Below are 19,275 nucleotides of genomic sequence, written 5' to 3' on the forward strand. Positions count from 1 at the left end.
CGAACCGGACAGGTTGCGCGCCGGCTGGGCGCCGCCCCGGTACAGCGGTCGGGGTCCTGGTCACGTAACGTCGGCGTAACGGGATACGGGAAGACTGGGCCGCCAGCGAGGCCCGCAGCAGGTAGGGGTAGGAAGTGGACCGTCAGCAGGAGTTCGTCCTCCGCACATTGGAGGAGCGCGACATCAGGTTCGTCCGGTTGTGGTTCACGGACGTGCTCGGCACGCTCAAGAGCGTCTCCGTCGCGCCCGCCGAGCTGGAGGCCGCCTTCGAGGAGGGCATCGGCTTCGACGGCTCGGCCATCGAGGGCTTCGCGCGCGTCTTCGAGTCCGACATGATCGCCATGCCCGACCCGACCACGTTCCAGGTCTTCCCGTTCGAGGGTGGCGTCAGCGGCGAGAGCGCCCGGATGTTCTGCGACATCCTGCTCCCCGACGGCAGCGGCTCCTGGGCCGACCCGCGCCACGTGCTGCGCCGCGCGCTGTCCAAGGCCGCCGAGAAGGGCTTTACCTTCTACACCCATCCCGAGATCGAATTCTTCCTGCTGGAAAACGGTCCCGCCGACGGCTCGGTGCCGATCCCGGTCGACGCCGGCGGCTACTTCGACCACACCACCCACGCGGTCGCCCGCGACTTCCGCCGGCAGGCCGTGCTGGCCCTGGAGCGGATCGGCATCTCGGTGGAGTTCAGCCACCACGAGGTGGCCCCCGGCCAGCAGGAGATCGACCTGCGCTACGCCGACGCGCTCACCACGGCCGACAACATCATGACGTTCCGGCACGTGGTCAAGGAGGTGGCGCTCTCGCACGGGGTGCGGGCCACCTTCATGCCGAAGCCGTTCACCGACCAGCCGGGCAGCGGCATGCACACGCACCTTTCGCTGTTCGAGGGCGAGCGCAACGCGTTCCACGACGCCAGCGACCCGATGAAGCTCTCCAAGGTGGCCCGCGCGTTCATCGCCGGGCTCCTGGTGCACGCCCGGGAGTACACGGCGGTCACCAACCAGTGGGTCAACTCGTACAAGCGGCTCTTCCCGCAGGCCCTGCCCGACCGGATCACCGAGTCCCCCGCGTACGTCTGCTGGGGCCACCTCAACCGCTCGGCGCTCGTGCGGGTGCCCGCGTACGGCAAGCCCAACTCGGCCCGCGTCGAGGTCCGCTCGCTCGACTCGGCCACCAACCCGTACCTGGCGTTCGCGGTCCTGCTGGGCGCCGGCCTGAAGGGCATCGAGGAGGGGTACGAGCTGCCGCCGGGCGCCGAGGACGACGTGTGGGCGCTGTCCAACGCCGAGCGCAAGGCGATGGGGTACGAGGCGCTGCCGGAAAACCTCTCCGAGGCGATCGACGTGATGGCCCAGTCGGAGCTGGTCGCCGAGGTGCTCGGCGAGCACGTCTTCGACTTCTTCCTGCGCAACAAGCGGGCCGAGTGGGAGCAGTACCGCCGCGAGGTCACCCCATACGAGCGCCAGCGCTACCTAGGCGCCCTGTAGCGCCACCGGCGTACGTGGTGCCGCCCGGGGCGCCCGTGAGGGAGGGGCGCCCCGGGCGGCACCGGTCTGTGGGTTACTTGCCGCCGCGTGGGGCGCCACCCGGCGCGCCACCACCGGGTCCGCCGCCTGGGCCGCGGCCGCCGCCGCCCGGGAGCACGCCGGCCTCGTACGCCTTGAGGATCGCGTCGGCCTGCTCCTGGGTGAGCTTGCCGTCCTTGACCGCCTGGTCCAGCCGCGCCTTGAACGCGGCCTGCCGGTCGGCCTTGTCCTGCTCGGTGGGCGCCTGCTTGTCGGGCTTGTCCGCGCGGAACTGCTCGCGGACCTTGCTCAGCGCGTCGGCGACCTTGTCCTCGGGGATGCCCAGCTCCTTGGCCAGGGCGGCGGCGAACTCCTCGTCGTGCTGGGCGCGGTCCGGGCGGTTGCCGTAGCCGTACTGGCCGGCCGACGGCGCGCTCGACTTGTCCTGCGCGAACGCGGCTACGGGCGCCGCGATGCCCACCGCTAGCACGCCCGCGGCGGCCAGCCCGGTGAGCGCGGTCTTCTTCGATATTCGGCTAGACATCAAACCTCCGGTTTTGCTTGGAACGGGCTACCACCGACCATGGGGGTGTGACCTGGCCCGGGGCCATGCGGAACCTGTCCGGAACCTGAAAATCATCGCCCGGAACGCGGCATACGTACGCCTTCGCGGTTGTGCGTTCTCAGCGGGACCATAGCGATGTCGTACTGTCGTCGTACATTCGTTCTATGAATCGCACTGACCGGCTCTATGCCCTCGTGGAGGAGCTCCGGGCGGTGGCCCCGCGGCCGCGCAGCGCGCGCTGGCTGGCGGAGCGGTTCGAGATCAGCACCCGCACGGTCGAGCGGGACATCGGCGCGCTGTTGCAGTCCGGGGTGCCGATCTACGCGGTGACCGGCCGGGCGGGCGGCTACGTCCTCGACAAGTCCCGCTCGCTGCCCCCGCTCAACGTCTCGCCGACCGAGGCGGTCGCGATGGCGGTCGCGCTCTACAAGCTCGGCGGCACGCCGTTCCACGCCGACGCCGCGTCGGCGCTGCGCAAGCTGGTCGGCGTGATGTCCGAGCGCGACGCCGACGCCGCGCGCGAGCTGGCCGGGCGGGTGCACCTGGTCGGCGGCACGCCCGCGCCGACCGTCCCGCGCGTCGTCGCCGACGCGCTGCACGCCCGCACGGTCCTGCGCATCGAGTACGCGGACCGCCACGGCTTCTCGACCACCCGCAGCATCGAGCCTTTGGGGTACGTCGGAAACCGCGAGTTTTGGTACCTGGTGGCCTGGTGCCGGCTGCGCGCCGCGGTGCGGGCGTTCCGCACCGACCGGATCGAGTCGGTGATCGCCACCGGCGAGATCGCGCCACCGCGCCCGCTCGCGGCCGAAGACCTGGACATCCCGGCCGACCTGGTGCGCCAGCTCACACTCACCTGAGGGAAACACCGACAGGACGGTGTCGCCGCTCGGGTCGAGCCTGTGCGCATGATGACTAACGGGATTGGTTGGTTCGAGATCGCCACGGACGACCCGGCGACCGCGGAGCGGTTCTACGGCGGCCTGTTCGGGTGGACGTTCGCCAACGACGAGGGTGAGGTAAGGCCGTACCGGATCGTGAGCACTCCGGCGGAGGCATCGATCCGCGGCGGGCTCTTCGCCACCGGTGGCCAGGTGCCCAACTACGCGGTGTTCTTGGTCGTGGTGGCCGACGTCGAGGAGACCTGCCGGCGGGCTGAGGCGTCGGGCGGCAAGGTGCTGGTGCCGCCGCGGCAGGCCGACGGTGGGCTGGTGTTCGCGCACCTGCTCGACCCGGCGGGCAACCACTTCGGCGTCTACGCTCCGGGAGTAGTTGAACTCTCAACTTCTGAGTCGTAGACTCGGGGATGACCAGGCTCCCCGCTATCTACCTGAGCCACGGCGCCCCGCCGCTGGCCGACGATCCACTGTGGACGCGACAGCTCGCCGCATGGTCGGCCGAGCTGCCGCGGCCGCGGGCGATCCTGGTGGCCTCGGCCCACTGGGAGGCGGCGCCGACCGCGGTCGGCGCGACCACGACCGTGCCGCTGACGTACGACTTCTACGGCTTCCCGCGGCACTACTACGAGGTGACCTACCCGGCGCCGGGCGCGCCCGAGTTGGCCGCCGACGTCGGCAAGCTGCTGGGCGGCGTCCACGAGGACCCCGATCGCGGGCTCGACCACGGGCGTACGTACCGCTGGTGGAGATGTACCCGGAGGCGGACATCCCGGTGCTGCAGATCTCCCTGCCGAGCCTCGACCCGAAGGTGCTGCTGGAGGTCGGGCGGAGCCTCGCGCCGCTGCGGGACCAGGGCGTACTGATCGTGGGCAGCGGGTTCACCACGCACAACCTGCGCGCGATCCGTTTCGAGCTGGGCACCGACGGGCCGGCGCCGGCCTGGTCACGGGAGTTCGACGACTGGGTCGACCGGGCGGTCGCCGACCGGGACGTCGACGCGCTGCTCGACTTCGAGCGCAAGGCACCGGCGGCCCGGCTGGCTCACCCGCGTACGGAGCACTTCGCGCCGCTCTTCGTCGCGCTCGGCTCCACTGTGGACGACCCCGGCACGGACCAGGCGGTCATCGACGGCTTCTGGTACGGGATGGCCAAGCGCTCCTGGCAGTTCAACTGACCCCCACTCCGTGATCAAGGCGTCCTTCAAGTCGCTATAACGACTTGAAGGACGCCTTGATCACGGGGTCGGCCGTGGCTAGGTGCGGCGCATGCCGGCCGATGTCATGCCGAGGCCGAAGAGGACCGTCAGCGCGCCGGCGATGATGTTGCTGACGACCGCCGCGTCGCGGGCGGTCGGGCCGTCGACCAGCCACGGCGAAATGATCGCCCAGACGCCCAGCACCGGGATCACCCAGGCGATGCCGTGCGTGCGCCCGAAGTTGGCGGCGAAGACGAGGGCGAGCAGGGCGACCGCGAGCCCGGTGAAGCGGTTGCTTATGGCCAGCGGGCCGACAAAGCCGACGATCCACGAGGACATCGCCAGATACAGGCCGGTCAGCAGGGTCAGGCCGTCGACCGCCTGTGCCGTCGGGGTCTCGGCCACCCGGTCGTACCGTGCGCGAAGTGCGGCGATGTCCGGGTGTTCCTCAATCCTGGGGTTTGCGTGGTCATCGCAGACCCACCTCCTTATGAAGTACTCCCCTGAATCATGTCACACCGGGCGAAACCGTCAATATCCCCGCAGTGGCATCCACGGTGGCGAGCGTGCCCACCGGCACGGTGAGCTGGCCGGCGCCGTGACCGATGGGCAGGCCGCCGAGCACCGGTACGCCCAGGTCGCCCAGCCGGTCGGCGAGCACCTCGGACACGCCCACCGCCCAGTCGTCGGCGCAGTCGGTGAACTGCCCGACCGCCACGCCCGCCAGCCCGGCCAGTACGCCCGCGCGGCGCAGGTGGGTCAGCATCCGGTCCACTCTGTACGGTGCCTCCTGGACGTCCTCGACGAGCAGGATCGCGCCGGTGAGGTCGGGCATGTCCGGGGTGCCCACGGACGACGCGACGAGGCTGAGGTTGCCGCCGAGCAGGACGCCGGTGGCCGTACCGGGCACCAGGACGGGCGCGGTCTGTTCGCCCTCGGACCGCTTCACCACCACCGGCTCGGTCGTCATCAGCGCGCTGCGCAGCGACTGCGCCGAGACGGGCGGCGTACGGCTGTCCAGCCAGGCGACGCCGGGACCGTGCACAGTGGCCAGTCGGGCGCCCCGCCAGAGCGCGAGCTGGAGCGCGGTGATGTCGGAGAAGCCGGTCACCACCTTCGGGTCGCGCCGGACGGCCGCCATGTCGATCGCGTCGACCACCCGCTGGGCGCCGTACCCGCCGCGCGTGCACAGGACGCCGCGCACGTCCGGGTCGGCGAACGCGGCGTTGAGGTCGGCCGCCCGCAGCTCGTCGGCGCCGGCCAGATAGCCGTGCCGGGCGTACGCGTGGGGCGCCAGCACCGGCCGCAGGCCCCAGCCGGTCAGCAGCTCGATGCCGCGGGCGACGCGGTCGGGCCGGGTCGGCCCGGAGGGCGAGACGAGCATCACGGTGTCGCCGGGCCGCAGCGCGGGTGCAAGGACGGTCACGCTAGGACGATAGCCTCGGTATGTGGACACGGCGCTGGTGATCGAGAACGACCCGTCGGACGACCCGCGGCGGCTGGGGGAGTGGCTGACCGAGGCGGGGCTCCGGCTCGACGTGCTCCGGCCGTACGCCGGGGACGCGCTCCCGCCGGACCTCGACGGGTACGCCGCGCTGGTGGTGCTCGGCGGGGAGCAGTCCGCGTACCCGCCCCGCGCGCCGTGGTTCGACGACGTGGAGGCGTTGCTGCGCAAGGCGACCCGCCACGGCGTACCCACGCTGGGTGTCTGTCTGGGCGCGCAGCTGCTGGCGACCGCGCACGGCGGCGTGGTGGAACGCAGCGCCGCCGGCCCGGAGATCGGGCCGGCGCTGGTCGGCCGGCGCGACGCGGCCGAGAGCGACCTGCTCTTCCGGTACGTCCCGCTGGCGCCCGACGTGCTCCAGTGGCACCTCGACGAGATCGTCGAGCTGCCGGCCGGGGCGGTGCTGCTGGCCGCCTCGACGCGCTACCCGCACCAGGCGTTCCGGCTCGGCGAGCGGGCGTGGGGGCTCCAGTTCCACATCGAGTGCGACACCGCGATGATCGCGGACTGGGCCCGGAGCGCGCCCGAGGGATACGAGGCCGAAGACGTGATCGCCGCCTGCGACGCGGTGATGGTGGACGTCGAGGAGGTGTGGCAGCCGTTCGCGGCCCGGTTCGCGGCGCTGGCGCTCGGCCAGCTGCGGGACGCCCGCCGGCCGCTGCCGATCCTGGGGCAGTAGCGTGACGCGGCCCAGCAGCGCCCAGGCGAGGCTCGCCCGGTACGGCTTCGGGGTCGCGAACGCCGCCTACGGCGCCCGCGCGGCCGACCTGCTCGGGCCTGCCGGGCTCGGGCTGTGGGACCCGGCCACCCAGGAGCCCACCGACGCGGCCGCCGCCGAGCTGCTCGCCGCGCTGTCCCGGGCGGCCGATCCGGACCTCGCGCTGCGCCAGCTGCACCGCCTGGTGGAGGCGGACCACGGTGGGGTCCTCGATGCGCTGGCGGGCGACGCGGGGCTGCGCCGGCGGCTCGTGGCGGTGCTCGGCGCCTCCTCTGCCCTCGGCGACCACCTGGTGGCCAACCCGGACCAGTGGGGCGCGCTGGTCACCGAGAAGGACGGCGTCGCCCCGAACGCGGACGGCACGCTGGAGCTGAGCGCGCTCACCGTACCGGTGCTGCGGATGGCGTACCGGCAGGCGCTGTTGCGGATCGCGGCGGCCGACCTCACCGGTGGCCGCGGCCTGGAGCAGACGATGGCCGCGCTGTCGGCGCTGGCCGACGCGACCCTGGCCGCGGCGTACGACATCGCCGTGCGCGAGGTGCCGACGAAGCCCCGGCTGGCGGTGGTGGCGATGGGCAAGTGCGGCGGCTACGAGCTCAACTATGTGTCCGATGTGGACGTCATCTTCGTGGCGGCGTCCGATGAGGACCTTGCCGCCGGCACGACCGTGGCGGCCCGGCTGATCGCCATCTGCGGCCAGGTCGCCTGGCAGGTCGACGCCGCGTTGCGGCCGGAGGGCAGCCGCGGCCCGCTGGTGCGCACGCTGGCCAGCCACCTGTCGTACTACCGGCGGTGGGCCCGGACGTGGGAGTTTCAGGCGCTGTTGAAGGCCCGCCCGGCCGCGGGCGACACCGAGCTGGCGCGTGAGTGGATCGACCAGCTGGCGCCGCTCGTCTGGCACGCCGCCGAACGCCCCGAGGCGGTCGAGGACGTGCGCGCGATGCGCCGCCGGATCGTCGACAACGTGCCGGCGCGCGAGCTGGAACGGGAGATCAAGCGGGGCCCGGGTGGGCTGCGCGACATCGAGTTCGCGGTGCAGCTGCTGCAGCTCGTGCACGGCCGGGTGGACGAGTCGCTGCGCACGCCGGGCACGCTGCCGGCGCTGCGGGCCCTGGTGGCCGGCGGCTACGTCGGCCGCGCCGACGGCGAAGGGCTGCTGCGCGGCTACCGCTTCCTGCGCGCCGTCGAGCACCGGCTCCAGTTGCAGGCGCTGCGCCGCACCCACACGGTTCCGACCGACCCGGCCGCCGTCCGCTGGCTCGCCCAGGCGCTCGGCTACGCGGGTACGCCGGAGCGCGGCGCCGTCGAGGCGTTCCGTGCCGACTGGGTCGCGCACGCCGCCGAGGTACGGCGGCTGCACGCCAAACTGCTCTACCGGCCGCTGCTGGAGGCGGTGGCCCGGGTGCCGGCGGAGTCGCTGCGGCTCGGCCCCGAATCGGCCCGCAAACGCCTGCAGATCCTCGGGTTCGCCGATCCGGGCACCGCGCTGCGCCACATCGAGGCGTTGACCGGCGGCGTGTCCCGTACGTCGGCGATCCAGCGCACGCTGCTGCCCGTGCTGCTGGAGGTGTTCGCGGACGCGCCGGAGCCGGATCGCGGCCTGCTCAGCTACCGCCAGGTCTCGGACAAGCTCGGCGGTACGCCGTGGTACCTGCGGCTGCTGCGCGACGAGGGGCCGGTGGCGCTGCGGCTGGCCCGCGCGCTCGGCCTGTCCCGGTACGTCGCCGACCTGCTCGCCCGCGACCCCGAGGCGCTGCGGCTGCTCGCCGACGACGCGGAGCTGGCCCCCGGGCCCGCGAGGTGCTGCGGGAAGGCTTCGGCGCGGTGGCCGAGCGGCATGGCGACCCGCACGAGGCCATCGTGGCGGTACGCGCGCTGCGCCGGCGGGAGCTCTTCCGGGTGGCCTGTGCCGACGTGCTCGGCCAGGCCGGCTCGCTCGCGCCCCCGCAGCCGCTCGACGTCATCGGTGTCGGGAGTGCACTGTCCTATGTGACCGATGCGACGCTCGCGGCGGCGCTGCGGATCGCGCTCGGCGCGGTGCCGCCGATGCCGGGTCTGCGCTTCGCGGTGATCGGCATGGGCCGGCTCGGCGGGTACGAGATGAGCTACCCGTCGGACGCGGATGTGCTCTTCGTCTACGACCCGCCGCCCGGCGCCGCCGAGGACGCCGCCAGCGGTGCCGCGCACGCCGTCGCCGAGGAGCTGCGCCGCCAGCTCGGCCGGCCCGCGCCGGACCCGCCGCTGGGCGTCGACGCCGACCTGCGACCGGAGGGCCGGCAGGGTCCCCTGGTGCGTAGCCTGGCGGCGTACCAGCAGTACTACGCGCGCTGGTCGAAGGTGTGGGAGGCGCAGGCCCTGCTGCGCGCGCGGTACGTGTGCGGGGACCGGTCGCTGGGCCTGGAGTTCGAGGCGCTGGCCGATTCGGTGCGCTACCCGGCGAACGGGCTGACCCGCGAGCAGACCATCGAGATCCGGCGGATCAAGGCGCGGGTGGAGACCGAGCGCCTGCCCCGGGGCGCCGACCCGGCCACGCACGCCAAGCTCGGCCGGGGCGGGCTGGCCGACGTCGAGTGGGCGGTCCAGTTGCTGCAACTGCGGCAGGCGTACGCGCGGCCGGAACTGCGCTGCACGCGTACCCTCGATGCGCTGGTGGCGGCCCGCGAGGCCGGCCTGGTGTCCGCCGCGGACGCCGCGGCGATGGCCGCCGGCTGGACCCTCGCGGCCCGGGTCCGCAACGCCCTGACGCTGGTCCGCGGCCGCCCCACCGACCAGCTCCCGCGGCACGGCCCCGAGCTGGCCGGCGTGGCCCACCTCCTGGGGAGCTCCGACGGCGGCGAGTTCCTAGACCACTACCTGCGCACCACCCGCCGTTCCCGCGCCGCCGTAGAACGCGTCCTAGCCTCGCCCTGAGTGCAAGGAAGGGCACCTTGTTATCGCTTTTTGCATAGCAAGGTGCCCTTGCATGCACTCATGACGTGATGGTGTAGCGGCCGGCCGCGGGGACCAGCACCGCCAGCCAGGCGCCGTCGGGCTCCAGCGCGGCGTCGCCGTTCACCCGGAGCCAGCGGCTGTGGCGCAGCTTGACGCGGACCTTGCCCGCGGCGGGCGCCTCGAACGTGAGGCTGGCCGCGTCCTGCGCGACCAGTGTCGCCGGCGCGGCGACGATCGGGACCGGGTCGGGCACCGCGTAGAGCCGCCAGTGCGGGCCGGACCACACCTCGGTCAGCACCTGGGGCACCAGCGCCGCCTCCGCGCGCCCCACCCACGACAACTGCGCATCGGGTACGGCCACGAACTCGACCGCGTTCGCGGCCAGCCAGGCGCGGTACGCGTCGGCGGTGAGCGGCACCCCAGTGCCGGCCGCGCCGGGCACGGTTTCGAAGAAGAGCGTGTTGCGGGCGATGTCGACCTGCCGCAGCCAGCCGCGGGCCAGCGGAAAGCCGTCCAGGTACGCCGCCTCCCAGTAGTCCCGGGTCGGCGGCACCTCGATCCGCCCGGCCGGCTGGCGCGCCCGCAGCTCGGCCAGCAGCGGCGCGAAGTACGCGGGGTCGCTCGTCGGGTTGCCCCGGTCGCGCAGGTCGTCCCAGACCACGGGCGGCTGCCACCAGTACACCAGCGCCAGCGTGCCGGCGAGCCCGGCGGTCGCCCACCGGCGGCGTACCCGACGGGGCAGGTGCACGCGGGCGGTGATCCGCGGCGAGCGGGCGCCGGACGGCGGCCGGGGCAGGCGGGCGCAGGCGGCCAGCACCGGCAGCGCGAACATCGCCGCCAGCCGGGTGGCGTTCAGGCCGACGGGGGTGTGCACGAGCGCGGCGAGCAGCACCCCGCCCGCGGACAGCAGCGCGCCGACCCGGACCGCCGGGTACGCGACCAGCACCGCCACGGCCAGGCTCGTCACGATCGCGTGGACGGCGTCGGTGCGGCTGATGTTCATCCAGCCGCCCTCGCCGAACAGGAGCGCGGTGACGCTGAGCGGGACGGCGGCCGCGATCGTGAGCAACGCGCCCTCGCGCCGCCTGGTCAGAAACAGGGCGACCCCGGCCAGGCCGAGGAAGAGTCCCGCCACCGGGCTGGTCGCCGAGGCGAGCAGGGCCAGGGCGGCGGCGACGTACCGCCTGGGGAGAGCGAGGAGCGCGCACAGCCCGAACGCCACCCCCAGGGCGTACGTGACCCGGCCGGAGACCAGATTGCCGGCGATGCAGACGGCGCCGACCAGGCTCCCGAGCAGCGGCCGGGGCACCCCGGTCCGTACGAGCAGCGCGGCGAACGCCACCGCCGCGCCGAGGAGGGCGAGCGCGCCGGTCACCCGTACCCCGATCAGGGCCATCACGGGCTGTGACACCAGGCTGTAGCCGAACTGGTTGGTGCCGCCGTACCAGCGCAGGTCGATCGGGGTCAGGCCGTGATCGGCGAAGAAGCCGGCGCGGGCCACCTGGGCGGACAGGTCGGAGCCCATCTTCGGCAGCGCCAGGTACAGCGCGCCGAGCACGGTCGCCAGCACGGCGGTGGGGGCGATCACGGTCCGCTCCCGATTCCCCATCGCGAACACCGTACTGGCAGCATGGTTTGCGTGCACAGGAGGATCGCCATCACCGTCGCGCTCGTGCTCGCGACGGCTGCCTTCCTGAGCGTCGCCACGATCTGGCACCGGTACTTCGACCTGCGGGTCTACTACGGCGCGATCAACTACTGGGTGCACGACGGCGGCCAGATCTACGACTGGCTCAAGCCGGACAGCAAGTACGGCTTCACGTATCCGCCGTTCGCCGCGTTGATCATGCTGCCGATGGCGTACGTCTCGTGGCCCGTCGCGATCGTGATCAGCACGGCCGCGGCCGCCGTCACGTCGGCGCTGGTCGTGTGGTGGCTGGTCGACCCGGTCGCGCGCCGGGAGGGCTGGACCCGGTGGTTCGCGTTCGCGGTCGCGCTGTGCCTCGCCGCCGCGTTCGAGCCGATGCGCGAGACGGTCACCTTCGGCCAGGTCAACACGCTGCTGCTCTTCCTGGTGGCGGCCGACCTGCTCCTGCTGCTGTCACGGGGTAGTCGCTGGGCCGGCGTCGGCGTCGGGCTGGCCACCGCGATCAAGCTCACCCCGGGCGTCTTCATCGTGTACCTCCTGGTCACCCGCCGCTGGCGCGCCGCGGTCACGGCCAGCGCCACCGCTCTCGGCGCCACCCTCTTCGCGGCGGCGGTCGCACCGGACGCGTCCCGCGAGTTCTGGACGTCAGCACTCTGGAACACGAACCGGGTCGGCTCGCTGTCCTTCGTGTCGAACCAGTCGCTGCAGGGCGTCGTCGCCCGCCTCGACCCCACCCACCCGAGCCGGGTGCTCTGGCTCGTGCTCGTGGTCGCGACGCTCGCCGTGTGGGTGTGGCGGGTGCGGGGCGCGGACGAGAAGACCGGCCTCGCGCTGACCGGCATCGTCGGCTGCCTGGTCAGCCCGGTCACCTGGGTACACCACCTGGTCTGGCTGCTGCCCGCGCTCATCCTGCTCTTCGACCGGGTGGTCGCCGCGCGCGATCGCCGCCTGCTCGGTTTCGCCGTCTTCGCGTACGGGCTGCTGATTAGCCGGTTTGTCTGGATTTGGGAGCGCGGGTCCAGCGGGATCACCGGCTTCCTCGGCAGCAACGCGTACGTGTGGATCAGTATCGCGCTGCTGCTGGTGCTGCCAGTCCAAGACCGGACACCACGACTTCCCGATTGGTCCTCTGACAAGGTCGCCGATCGGGGCATCGTGAGGGCATGACCGATCCACTGCTCGACACCGACGCCGAGGCGGTCCTGCGCCAGGTCCACGACGCCGCCGCGCCGTACCTCGACTCGCTCGCCGACCGCCCGGTCCTCGACCCGGCGTCCGCGCCGCTCCTGCGCGAGCTGTCCACCGACGTTCTGGAAAAGGGTGAGGGTTCGGCCGCCACCGTGGGCCGGCTCCTGCGCATTGGTACGGCGGCCGGCACGCACTCGGCCGGCCCCCGCTTCTTCCACTTCGTCATCGGCGGGGTGACACCGGCCGCGCTCGCCGCCGACTGGACCGCCTCGCTCCTGGACCAGAACGCCGCCTTCCGCACCTCCTCCGCCTTCGCGACCGAGGTGGAGACGGTGGCGCTGGGGTGGCTGCGGGAACTGTTCGGGCTGCCCGAGTCGTACGGCGGGGCGCTGGTGGCGAGCGCGACGTTCGCCAACTTCACCGGCCTCGCGGCGGCCACCCACTGGTGGGGCGAGCGGCAGGGCGTCGACGTCGCGGCCGACGGGCTGGCCGGGCTGCCCCGGATGCCGGTGCTGTCCGGCGGGTACGTCCACGCCAGCGCCCGCAAGGCGCTGCAGATGCTCGGCCACGGGCGCCAGTCCGTCGAGGTGTACGCCCGTGACCGCGTGGGCCGGGTCGACCTCGACGCGCTCGAACGCCGGCTCGCTGCGCTGCCCGGCCCGGCGGTGATCATCGGCAACGCGGGCGAGGTGAACGCCGGCGACTTCGACCCGGTCGACGCGCTGGCCGACCTCGCCGAGCGGTACGGCGCCTGGCTGCACGTCGACGGGGCGTTCGGCATCTTCGCGGCGCTGTCCCCGCGTACCGCCGGGCTGGTGCGGGGCATCGAGCGGGCCGACTCGATCGCCTGCGACGCGCACAAGTGGCTCAACGTGCCGTACGAGAGCGGCTTCGCGTTCCTGCGCGACCCGGCCCGCCTGGGCGTCGCGTTCGGCATGCCCGGCGCCGCCTACCTGCCAGCCGACGATCCGCGTGGCGGGTACGCCATGCTCGGCCCCGAGTCGTCCCGCCGGGCCCGGTCGTTGCCGATCTGGGCCACGCTCGCGGCGTACGGGCGGGCCGGCTACCAGGCGATGGTGGAGCGCCACCTCGATCTGGCGCAGCGGCTCGCCCGGCTGGTCGACGAGGCACCCGACCTGGAACGCCTGGCCGAGGTGCCGCTGTGCATCGTGTGCTTCCGGGCCAGGCCCGCGGGCGTACCCGAAGAGGCCCTGGACGGCCTGAACCGGCGGCTCGGCCAGGCCCTGCTCGACGACGGCCGGGTCTTCGCCGGCACCACCGTCTACGACGGCCAGGTGGCCCTGCGCCCCGCCATCGTCAACTGGCGCACCACCGAGGCCGACATCGACACGTTCGTCGAGGTGGTGCGCTCCCTCATCCGGTGATCGTCGCCTGGCGGTCGCTCTCCGTTGGCCGGGTGGACAGGCGGGCTCAGTAGGCACAGCGCATGAAGCGCAGACACATAGGGCCGGTCGCGGCCGGGGTGCTCGTCGCATCGATGCTTCCCGCCGTACCGGCATCCGCGCACGGTGGCGAGGGTCCGTTCGGTCGGGTCGCCACGGTGCCCGCCTATCTCAACAGCGAAATCACCGACGAGGCGGCCGCCGAGATCGCTGCGGTCAGCTCCGACGGCCGGACTGTGATCTACACCGACAGCCCGGGGGAGCGCCTCGGGTTCTTCGACGTCACCGACCCGGGCAAGCCGGTCCCGGCCGGCGTGCTCGACCTGCCCGGCGAGCCCACGTCGGTCGCCGTCCTCGGCCGGTACGCACTCGCCGCCGTCAACACCAGCGAGAGCTTCGCCAACCCGTCCGGCCAACTCCTGGTTGTCGACGTCAAGACGCGGGCGGTGGTGCGCGCGTACGAGCTCGGTGGCCAGCCCGACTCGGTCGCGGTCGCGCCCAGCGGGCGGTATATAGCCGTCGCGGTGGAGAACGAGCGGGACGAGGACGTCAACGGCGGCGCCATCCCGCAGGCGCCCGCCGGCTGGCTGTCCGTCGTGGACACCCGGGACTGGACACTGTCGACGGTCGCGCTGACCGGCCTCGCCGCGGTCGCCCCGAGGATCCGGAGCCGGAGTACGTCAGCATCAACCGTCGCGACGAGGCGGTGGTGAGCCTCCAGGAAAACAACCACCTCGCCGTCGTGCGGCTGCGCGACGGGAAGGTGGTCAACCACTTCTCCGCCGGTGCGGTCACGGTGTCTGGTGTGGACACCGAGGACGACGGCGCCATCACGCTGGACGGCACGATCACCGCCAAGCGCGAGCCGGACGGCGTGGTGTGGCTCGACGACAACCTCTTCGCCACCGCGAACGAGGGCGACTACGAGGGCGGTTCGCGCGGCTTTAGCGTCTTCGACAAGCGCACCGGCCGGCCGGTCTTCGACAGCGGCAACGCCCTGGAGCACCTCGCCGTGAAGTACGGGCTCTACCCGGACAGCCGCTCCGACGCCAAGGGCACCGAGCCCGAGGGCGTGGCGGTGGGCACGTTCGGCGGCACGCCGTACCTGTTCGTGAACGCCGAGCGGGGCAACTTCGTGGCGGTGTACGACGTACGCCGCCCCAAGGAGCCGCGCTTCGTGCAGCTGCTGCCGACCACCAACGGGCCGGAGGGCGTGGTCACCGCCCCGTCCCGCGGCCTCGTGGTCGTCGCCAGCGAGGAGGAACTGCCCGGCGACGGGATCCGGGCCTCGGTGCAGATCTACCGGTTCGGTGCCCGCGGTGATTTCCCGTCCATCGTGTCCACCAAGGACATCGGCTGGGGCGCGCTGTCCGGGCTGTCGGCCGTACCCGGCCAGCGGCACCGCCTCGTCTCGGTGACGGACAGCGTCTACACGCCGACCCGACTGCTCACAGTGGACACCGCGGCCACGCCGGCGCGCATCGTGGGCGAGCTCACGGTGACCAAGGACGGCGCGCCCGTCGGGTACGACGCCGAGGGCATCGCGCCCGTACCGGTGGCGGCTATTGGCTGGGCGTGGAGGGCTCCGCCAGCACCCCCAACCTCCTGGTGCGCCTCAGGGCGGACGGTTCGGTGGCCGAGGAGGTGCCGCTGCCGGACGGCGTCGCCGCGGCGGTGACCACCAACGGCATCGAGGGCGTCGCGGTGACCGGCTCCGGCTCCGGCGAGCAGGTGTGGGTGGCGATCCAGCGGGAGCTGCGCGGCGACCCGAAGGGCCTCGTACGGATCGGCCGCTACACGGTGGCGACCAAGAAGTGGGCGTGGTTGGCGTACCCCTTGGATGCCGCACCGAGCGGCGGGTGGGTCGGCCTGTCCGAACTGGTGGCGGTGGACAGCGACACGTTCGCGGTGGTCGAGCGGGACAACCGGCGCGGCCCCGCCGCGCAGGTCAAGAGGGTGTACGTCTTCGACGTGCCGGCCGGGTTCGGCAGTGGCCTACCCACCGTCACCAAGCGGCTCGCGGCTGATCTGCTGCCGCTGCTGCGGGCCGGCAATGGCTGGGTCCAGGACAAGGTCGAGGGCCTGGCGATCGGCGGCGACGGCCGGACGTACGCGGTGACCGACAACGACGGCGTCGACGACTCCACGGGCGAGACGGTCTTCCTCCGCCTCGGCCGCCTCCTCTAGCTCTCTCGCGCGCAGCTCTCACCCCTGTGATCAAGGCGTCCTTCAAGTCGTTCTAACGACTTGAAGGACGCCTTGATCACAGGGGTGAGCGGGTGGAAAGACGTGAGTGCCGGCGCACCTTGCGGTGCGCCGGCACTCACGGCCCGGACTTTCGGATTAGACGTTGTAGTACAGCTCGAACTCGTGCGGGGTCGGGCGGAGACGGATCGGGTCGACCTCGTTCTCCCGCTTGTAGGAGATCCAGGTCTCGATCAGGTCCGGCGTGAACACGCCGCCCTCGAGCAGGAAGTCGTGGTCGGCCTCCAGCGAGTCGAGCACCGCCGGCAGCGAGCCCGGCACCTGCTTGACGCTGCCCCACTCCTCCGGCGGCAGGTCGTACAGGTCCTTGTCGATCGGCTCCGGCGGCTCGATCTTGCTCTTGATGCCGTCGAGGCCGGCCATCATCATGGCGGAGAAGGCCAGGTAGACGTTGGCCGACGGGTCCGGCACCCGGAACTCGACGCGCTTGGCCTTGGCGTTGCTGCCGGTGACCGGGATGCGCGTGCAGGCCGAGCGGTTGCGCTGCGAGTAGACCAGGTTGACCGGGGCCTCGAAGCCCGGCACGAGGCGCCGGTACGAGTTGACGGTCGGGTTGGTGAACGCCAGCAGCGACGGCGCGTGGTGCAGCAGGCCGCCGATGTACCACCGGGCGGTGTCGGACAGGCCGGCGTACCCGGTCTCGTCGTAGAACAGCGGCTCGCCGTTCAGCCAGAGGCTCTGGTGGGTGTGCATGCCGGAGCCGTTGTCGCCGAAGAGTGGCTTGGGCATGAACGTGGCGGTCTTGCCGGCGGCCCAGGCGGTGTTCTTCACGATGTACTTGAACAGCTGCATCTGGTCACTGGCGTGCAGCAGCGTGGAGAACCTGTAGTTGATCTCGGCCTGGCCGGCGGTGCCCACCTCGTGGTGCGAACGCTCGACGGTGAAGCCCGCGCCGATCAGGTTCGTCACGATCTCGTCGCGCAGGTCGGCGTAGTGGTCGACCGGCGGCACCGGGAAGTAGCCGCCCTTGTAGGCGGTCTTGTAGCCCTTGTTGCCGCCCTCTTCCTCCGCACCGCTGTTCCAGGCGCCCTCGATCGAGTCGATGTAGTAGTACGCCTTGTTGGCCGCGGTCTCGTGCCGGATGGAGTCGAAGATGTAGAACTCCGCCTCGGCGCCGAAGTAGGCCGTGTCCGCGATGCCGCTGGCGGCCAGGTATGCCTCGGCCTTCTTGGCAACGTTGCGCGGGTCGCGGGAGTACGCCTCGCGGGTGAACGGGTCGTGGATGAAGAAGTTGAGCGCGAGCGTCTTCTGCGTCCGGAACGGGTCGATGTATGCGCTCGCGGGGTCGGGCAGCAGCAGCATGTCCGACTCGTGGATCTGCTGGAAACCGCGGATCGACGAACCGTCAAAGGCGAGACCGTCCGTGAAGATGGACTCATCGAACGACTCGATCGGCGTGTTGAAATGCTGCATCACACCGGGAAGGTCACAGAACCTTACGTCGACGAACTTCACGCCCTCGTCTTTGAGGTACCGAAGGAGCTCCTCGGGATTGGCGAACAACACGTCCTCCTGGCACGTCGCTGAACAATTGGCGGCTCCGCCGCCCGTATGGCTGGCTGGTCGCGACGGTATGGGCAGGCCGTTGCCCAGGCGTGTCTCTAATGTTTCCGCCGTGTTACGTCGGTGCGTTCGGGCAAAGTCCGCCACTCGGTCGCCACCAGGTCACCAAACGGACGATACACCGGTGCGTCCTGACCAGGCACTAGGCTGGCCGTCCGTGACCACTGAGCGGGACGACGCGGAGCCGCCGAGCCTCGCCAAGCGGTTTGGCGCGCTTGTCATCGACTGGGTGCTGTGCCTGCTGGTGTCCAACTTCTTCGGCGACCCGCTGCGTGACGGATGGCCGCCGGTCGTCGTGCTGATCCTCGAGTACGCCATCTTCATCGGCCTCTTCGCCCAGACGCCCGGGATGGCGATCACCCGCCTGCGCTGCGTCTCGTTTGTCGACGGCGGCCGGATCGGGATCCCGAGGGCGTTCATCCGGGGCGTACTACTGAGCCTCGTGGTGCCCGCCTTGATCATGGACGGCCAGCGCCGCGGCCTACACGACAAGGCCGCCGCCTCCATCATGACCAACGCCTGACCGCTTCCCTCTCCCGCGCCGCTCCGCGCCGCGCTCCGCCTCGCGGCGCCGCGTCGATCAAGGACCGCCGCGCCGCCTCGCGGGCCGCGTCGCCCCGTTGGTCCGGGCCGCGTGCCGCCTCGCGGCGCCGCGCCGATCAAGGACCGCCGCGCCGATCAAGGGCAAACGGTCGTGGTTTGGAGATCAAAGCACGGCCGTTCGCCCTTGATCGGCGGAGAAGTCCTTGATCGACGCGGCGCCGCGAGGCGGCGCGGCGGCCCATTGATCGACGGGGCGGGCGAGCTGGGGCGAGCGTGACGCATGGGGTGGCAGGATGGCCAGGTGGACCTGAGACGACTGCTGGAAAAGCACCGGCTCGTGGCGATCGTCCGCGGCCGGGACGCCGACGCCGCGACCCGGAGCGTCATCGCGCTGGTCGAGTCGGGCATCGCGCTGGTCGAGGTGTCGCTGACCACCGCCGACGCCACCGCGGTCATCTCGCGGGCGCGTGCGGCGCTCGGGCCGGAGGCGGCGCTCGGCGCCGGTACGGTGTGCACCGCCGACGACGCCCGGGCGGCGGCCGACGTCGGGGCCTCGTTCGTGGTGACGCCGGGCTACGGCCCGGGTGTCGAGGAGGCGGCCCGGCTGCGCCTGCCCAGCCTCGTCGGCGCGCTGAGCCCGACCGAGGTGATCAGCGCCGCGGCCGGGGGTGCGGCCGCGGTCAAGCTCTTCCCCGCCTCGGTGGGCGGGCCCGCCTATCTGCGCGCGCTGCGCGACCCGTTCCCGCAGGTGCCGTTCGTGCCGGTGGGTGGTGTCGACGCCGAGGCGGCCCGCGCGTACCTGGACGCCGGTGCGATCGCGGTCGGCGTGGGCTCCCCGCTGCTCGGGGATGCCCCGCACGGCGGGGACCTGACGGCGCTGCGGACCCGCGTCAAGGTCTTCCTCGATGCCATCGCATAAGCCATTTGGAAAGCGCTTGCCGGCCGGTTAACCTCATGATCCACGGAGGTGGGGACGGGGTGCGCATGATCGACGTCATCACGCTCGGGGAGACCATGGCGGCGCTCCGGGCGGGCGGGCCGCTGCGGCTGGGCGGGACCCTGGCGCTGTCGGTCGCCGGCGCGGAGGCGAACGTCGCCATCGGGCTGTCCCGCCTCGGGCACGCCGTCCGGTGGGTGGGCGTCACCGGCGCGGACGAGCTCGGCGAGCTGGTGCTGCGTACGCTGCGGGCCGAGGGGGTGGACGTGTCGGCCTGCGCGGTCGACCCGCACGCGCCCACCGGTCTGATCATCTTCGAGCCGCGGGTCGCCGGCGTGACCCGGGTCAGCTACTACCGCACCGGTTCCGCCGGCTCCCGGCTGTCCGAGGCCGAGGTGGACGTCGCGTTCG

16 protein-coding genes and 3 pseudogenes are annotated in these 19,275 nt (G+C 72.3%); 14 read left to right on the plus strand and 5 right to left on the minus strand.

What is annotated here, in order from left to right:
- Window positions 1-134: 134 nt before the first annotated feature.
- On the plus strand, window positions 135-1,487 hold the full coding sequence (locus Prum_RS28345; protein WP_173079260.1) for a glutamine synthetase family protein: 1,353 nt from the start codon (window positions 135-137) through the stop codon (window positions 1,485-1,487).
- Between the two features lie 73 nt (window positions 1,488-1,560).
- Here the strand turns inward: Prum_RS28345 and Prum_RS28350 are convergent, their stop codons facing one another.
- On the minus strand, window positions 1,561-2,049 hold the full coding sequence (locus Prum_RS28350) for a hypothetical protein (protein ID WP_173079261.1): 489 nt from the start codon (window positions 2,047-2,049) through the stop codon (window positions 1,561-1,563).
- A gap of 185 nt (window positions 2,050-2,234) precedes the next feature.
- Between Prum_RS28350 and Prum_RS28355 the strand changes: the two genes are divergently transcribed.
- The 3 genes and pseudogenes from Prum_RS28355 to Prum_RS28365 all read left to right on the plus strand — a co-directional run bounded on the left by Prum_RS28355 (window position 2,235) and on the right by Prum_RS28365 (window position 4,143).
- Window positions 2,235-2,930: a helix-turn-helix transcriptional regulator gene (locus tag Prum_RS28355; protein ID WP_173079262.1), complete on the plus strand. Its 696-nt coding sequence runs from the start codon at window positions 2,235-2,237 to the stop codon at window positions 2,928-2,930.
- A gap of 48 nt (window positions 2,931-2,978) precedes the next feature.
- Window positions 2,979-3,368, plus strand: a complete 390-nt coding sequence (locus tag Prum_RS28360; RefSeq protein WP_246278148.1) for a VOC family protein — start codon at window positions 2,979-2,981, stop codon at window positions 3,366-3,368.
- 8 nt (window positions 3,369-3,376) lie between these two features.
- Window positions 3,377-4,143: pseudogene (locus Prum_RS28365) on the plus strand (dioxygenase family protein).
- Between the two features lie 78 nt (window positions 4,144-4,221).
- Here Prum_RS28365 and Prum_RS28370 read toward each other — a convergent pair.
- Window positions 4,222-4,569 carry an SPW repeat protein gene (locus tag Prum_RS28370; RefSeq protein WP_218577367.1) on the minus strand — a complete coding sequence of 116 codons (348 nt, stop codon included), beginning with the start codon at window positions 4,567-4,569 and terminating at the stop codon, window positions 4,222-4,224.
- Between the two features lie 103 nt (window positions 4,570-4,672).
- Entirely contained in the window at window positions 4,673-5,548 is an 876-nt protein-coding gene (locus tag Prum_RS28375) for a S66 peptidase family protein (protein ID WP_173084261.1), read from the minus strand.
- Between the two features lie 64 nt (window positions 5,549-5,612).
- On the opposite strand from Prum_RS28375, the gene Prum_RS28380 reads away from it, so the two are divergent.
- On the plus strand, window positions 5,613-6,347 hold the full coding sequence (locus tag Prum_RS28380; RefSeq protein WP_173079263.1) for a type 1 glutamine amidotransferase: 735 nt from the start codon (window positions 5,613-5,615) through the stop codon (window positions 6,345-6,347).
- A 1-nt stretch (window position 6,348) separates the two neighbouring features.
- Window positions 6,349-9,296, plus strand: a pseudogene (locus Prum_RS28385) (bifunctional [glutamine synthetase] adenylyltransferase/[glutamine synthetase]-adenylyl-L-tyrosine phosphorylase).
- A 58-nt stretch (window positions 9,297-9,354) separates the two neighbouring features.
- Here Prum_RS28385 and Prum_RS28390 read toward each other — a convergent pair.
- Window positions 9,355-10,926, minus strand: a complete 1,572-nt coding sequence (locus tag Prum_RS28390) for a hypothetical protein (protein ID WP_173079264.1) — start codon at window positions 10,924-10,926, stop codon at window positions 9,355-9,357.
- 30 nt (window positions 10,927-10,956) lie between these two features.
- Between Prum_RS28390 and Prum_RS28395 the strand changes: the two genes are divergently transcribed.
- From Prum_RS28395 to Prum_RS49735, 5 genes are all read left to right on the plus strand, one after another.
- Window positions 10,957-12,132, plus strand: a complete 1,176-nt coding sequence (locus Prum_RS28395; RefSeq protein ID WP_308785383.1) for a glycosyltransferase 87 family protein — start codon at window positions 10,957-10,959, stop codon at window positions 12,130-12,132.
- Window positions 12,129-13,538 (plus strand): pyridoxal phosphate-dependent decarboxylase family protein, encoded by a 1,410-nt coding sequence (locus Prum_RS28400; RefSeq protein ID WP_173079266.1) that lies wholly within the window; start codon window positions 12,129-12,131, stop codon window positions 13,536-13,538. Before Prum_RS28395 ends, Prum_RS28400 begins: the two co-directional genes overlap by 4 nt.
- Window positions 13,539-13,600: 62 nt before the next feature.
- On the plus strand, window positions 13,601-14,269 hold the full coding sequence (locus Prum_RS49725; protein WP_218577368.1) for a YncE family protein: 669 nt from the start codon (window positions 13,601-13,603) through the stop codon (window positions 14,267-14,269).
- Complete coding sequence (locus Prum_RS49730) at window positions 14,266-15,234, plus strand: choice-of-anchor I domain-containing protein (RefSeq protein ID WP_218577369.1); 969 nt, start codon at window positions 14,266-14,268, stop codon at window positions 15,232-15,234. The genes Prum_RS49725 and Prum_RS49730 overlap by 4 nt, the downstream gene beginning before the upstream one ends.
- A complete protein-coding gene (locus Prum_RS49735) occupies window positions 15,165-15,743 on the plus strand; it encodes an esterase-like activity of phytase family protein (protein ID WP_246278149.1) in 579 nt (192 codons plus the stop codon). The genes Prum_RS49730 and Prum_RS49735 overlap by 70 nt, the downstream gene beginning before the upstream one ends.
- 156 nt (window positions 15,744-15,899) lie before the next feature.
- Here the strand turns inward: Prum_RS49735 and glnA are convergent, their stop codons facing one another.
- Entirely contained in the window at window positions 15,900-17,324 is a 1,425-nt protein-coding gene (gene glnA / locus Prum_RS28410; RefSeq protein WP_173079267.1) for a type I glutamate--ammonia ligase, read from the minus strand.
- Between the two features lie 217 nt (window positions 17,325-17,541).
- On the opposite strand from glnA, the gene Prum_RS28415 reads away from it, so the two are divergent.
- The 3 genes and pseudogenes from Prum_RS28415 to Prum_RS53915 all read left to right on the plus strand — a co-directional run.
- Entirely contained in the window at window positions 17,542-17,907 is a 366-nt protein-coding gene (locus tag Prum_RS28415) for an RDD family protein (protein ID WP_246278150.1), read from the plus strand.
- A gap of 321 nt (window positions 17,908-18,228) precedes the next feature.
- Window positions 18,229-18,846, plus strand: coding sequence for a bifunctional 4-hydroxy-2-oxoglutarate aldolase/2-dehydro-3-deoxy-phosphogluconate aldolase (locus tag Prum_RS28420; protein ID WP_246278151.1), 618 nt, complete (start codon window positions 18,229-18,231; stop codon window positions 18,844-18,846).
- A gap of 95 nt (window positions 18,847-18,941) precedes the next feature.
- A pseudogene (locus Prum_RS53915) lies at window positions 18,942-19,187 on the plus strand (PfkB family carbohydrate kinase); the annotation flags it as partial.
- Window positions 19,188-19,275: the final 88 nt, after the last annotated feature.

The organism is Phytohabitans rumicis (assembly GCF_011764445.1).
Classification (GTDB): domain Bacteria; phylum Actinomycetota; class Actinomycetes; order Mycobacteriales; family Micromonosporaceae; genus Phytohabitans; species Phytohabitans rumicis.

Excerpts from the sequence above, each read along its gene's own strand:
- Prum_RS28390 (WP_173079264.1), bottom strand. The coding sequence starts at position 10,926 with ATGGGGAATCGGGAGCGGACCGTGATCGCCCCCACCGCCGTGCTGGCG.
- Prum_RS28360 (WP_246278148.1), top strand. The coding sequence starts at position 2,979 with ATGATGACTAACGGGATTGGTTGGTTCGAGATCGCCACGGACGACCCG.
- Prum_RS28400 (WP_173079266.1), top strand. The coding sequence starts at position 12,129 with ATGACCGATCCACTGCTCGACACCGACGCCGAGGCGGTCCTGCGCCAG.
- Prum_RS28350 (WP_173079261.1), bottom strand. The coding sequence starts at position 2,049 with ATGTCTAGCCGAATATCGAAGAAGACCGCGCTCACCGGGCTGGCCGCC.
- Prum_RS28355 (WP_173079262.1), top strand. The coding sequence starts at position 2,235 with ATGAATCGCACTGACCGGCTCTATGCCCTCGTGGAGGAGCTCCGGGCG.
- Prum_RS28375 (WP_173084261.1), bottom strand. The coding sequence starts at position 5,548 with ATGCTCGTCTCGCCCTCCGGGCCGACCCGGCCCGACCGCGTCGCCCGC.
- Prum_RS49725 (WP_218577368.1), top strand. The coding sequence starts at position 13,601 with ATGAAGCGCAGACACATAGGGCCGGTCGCGGCCGGGGTGCTCGTCGCA.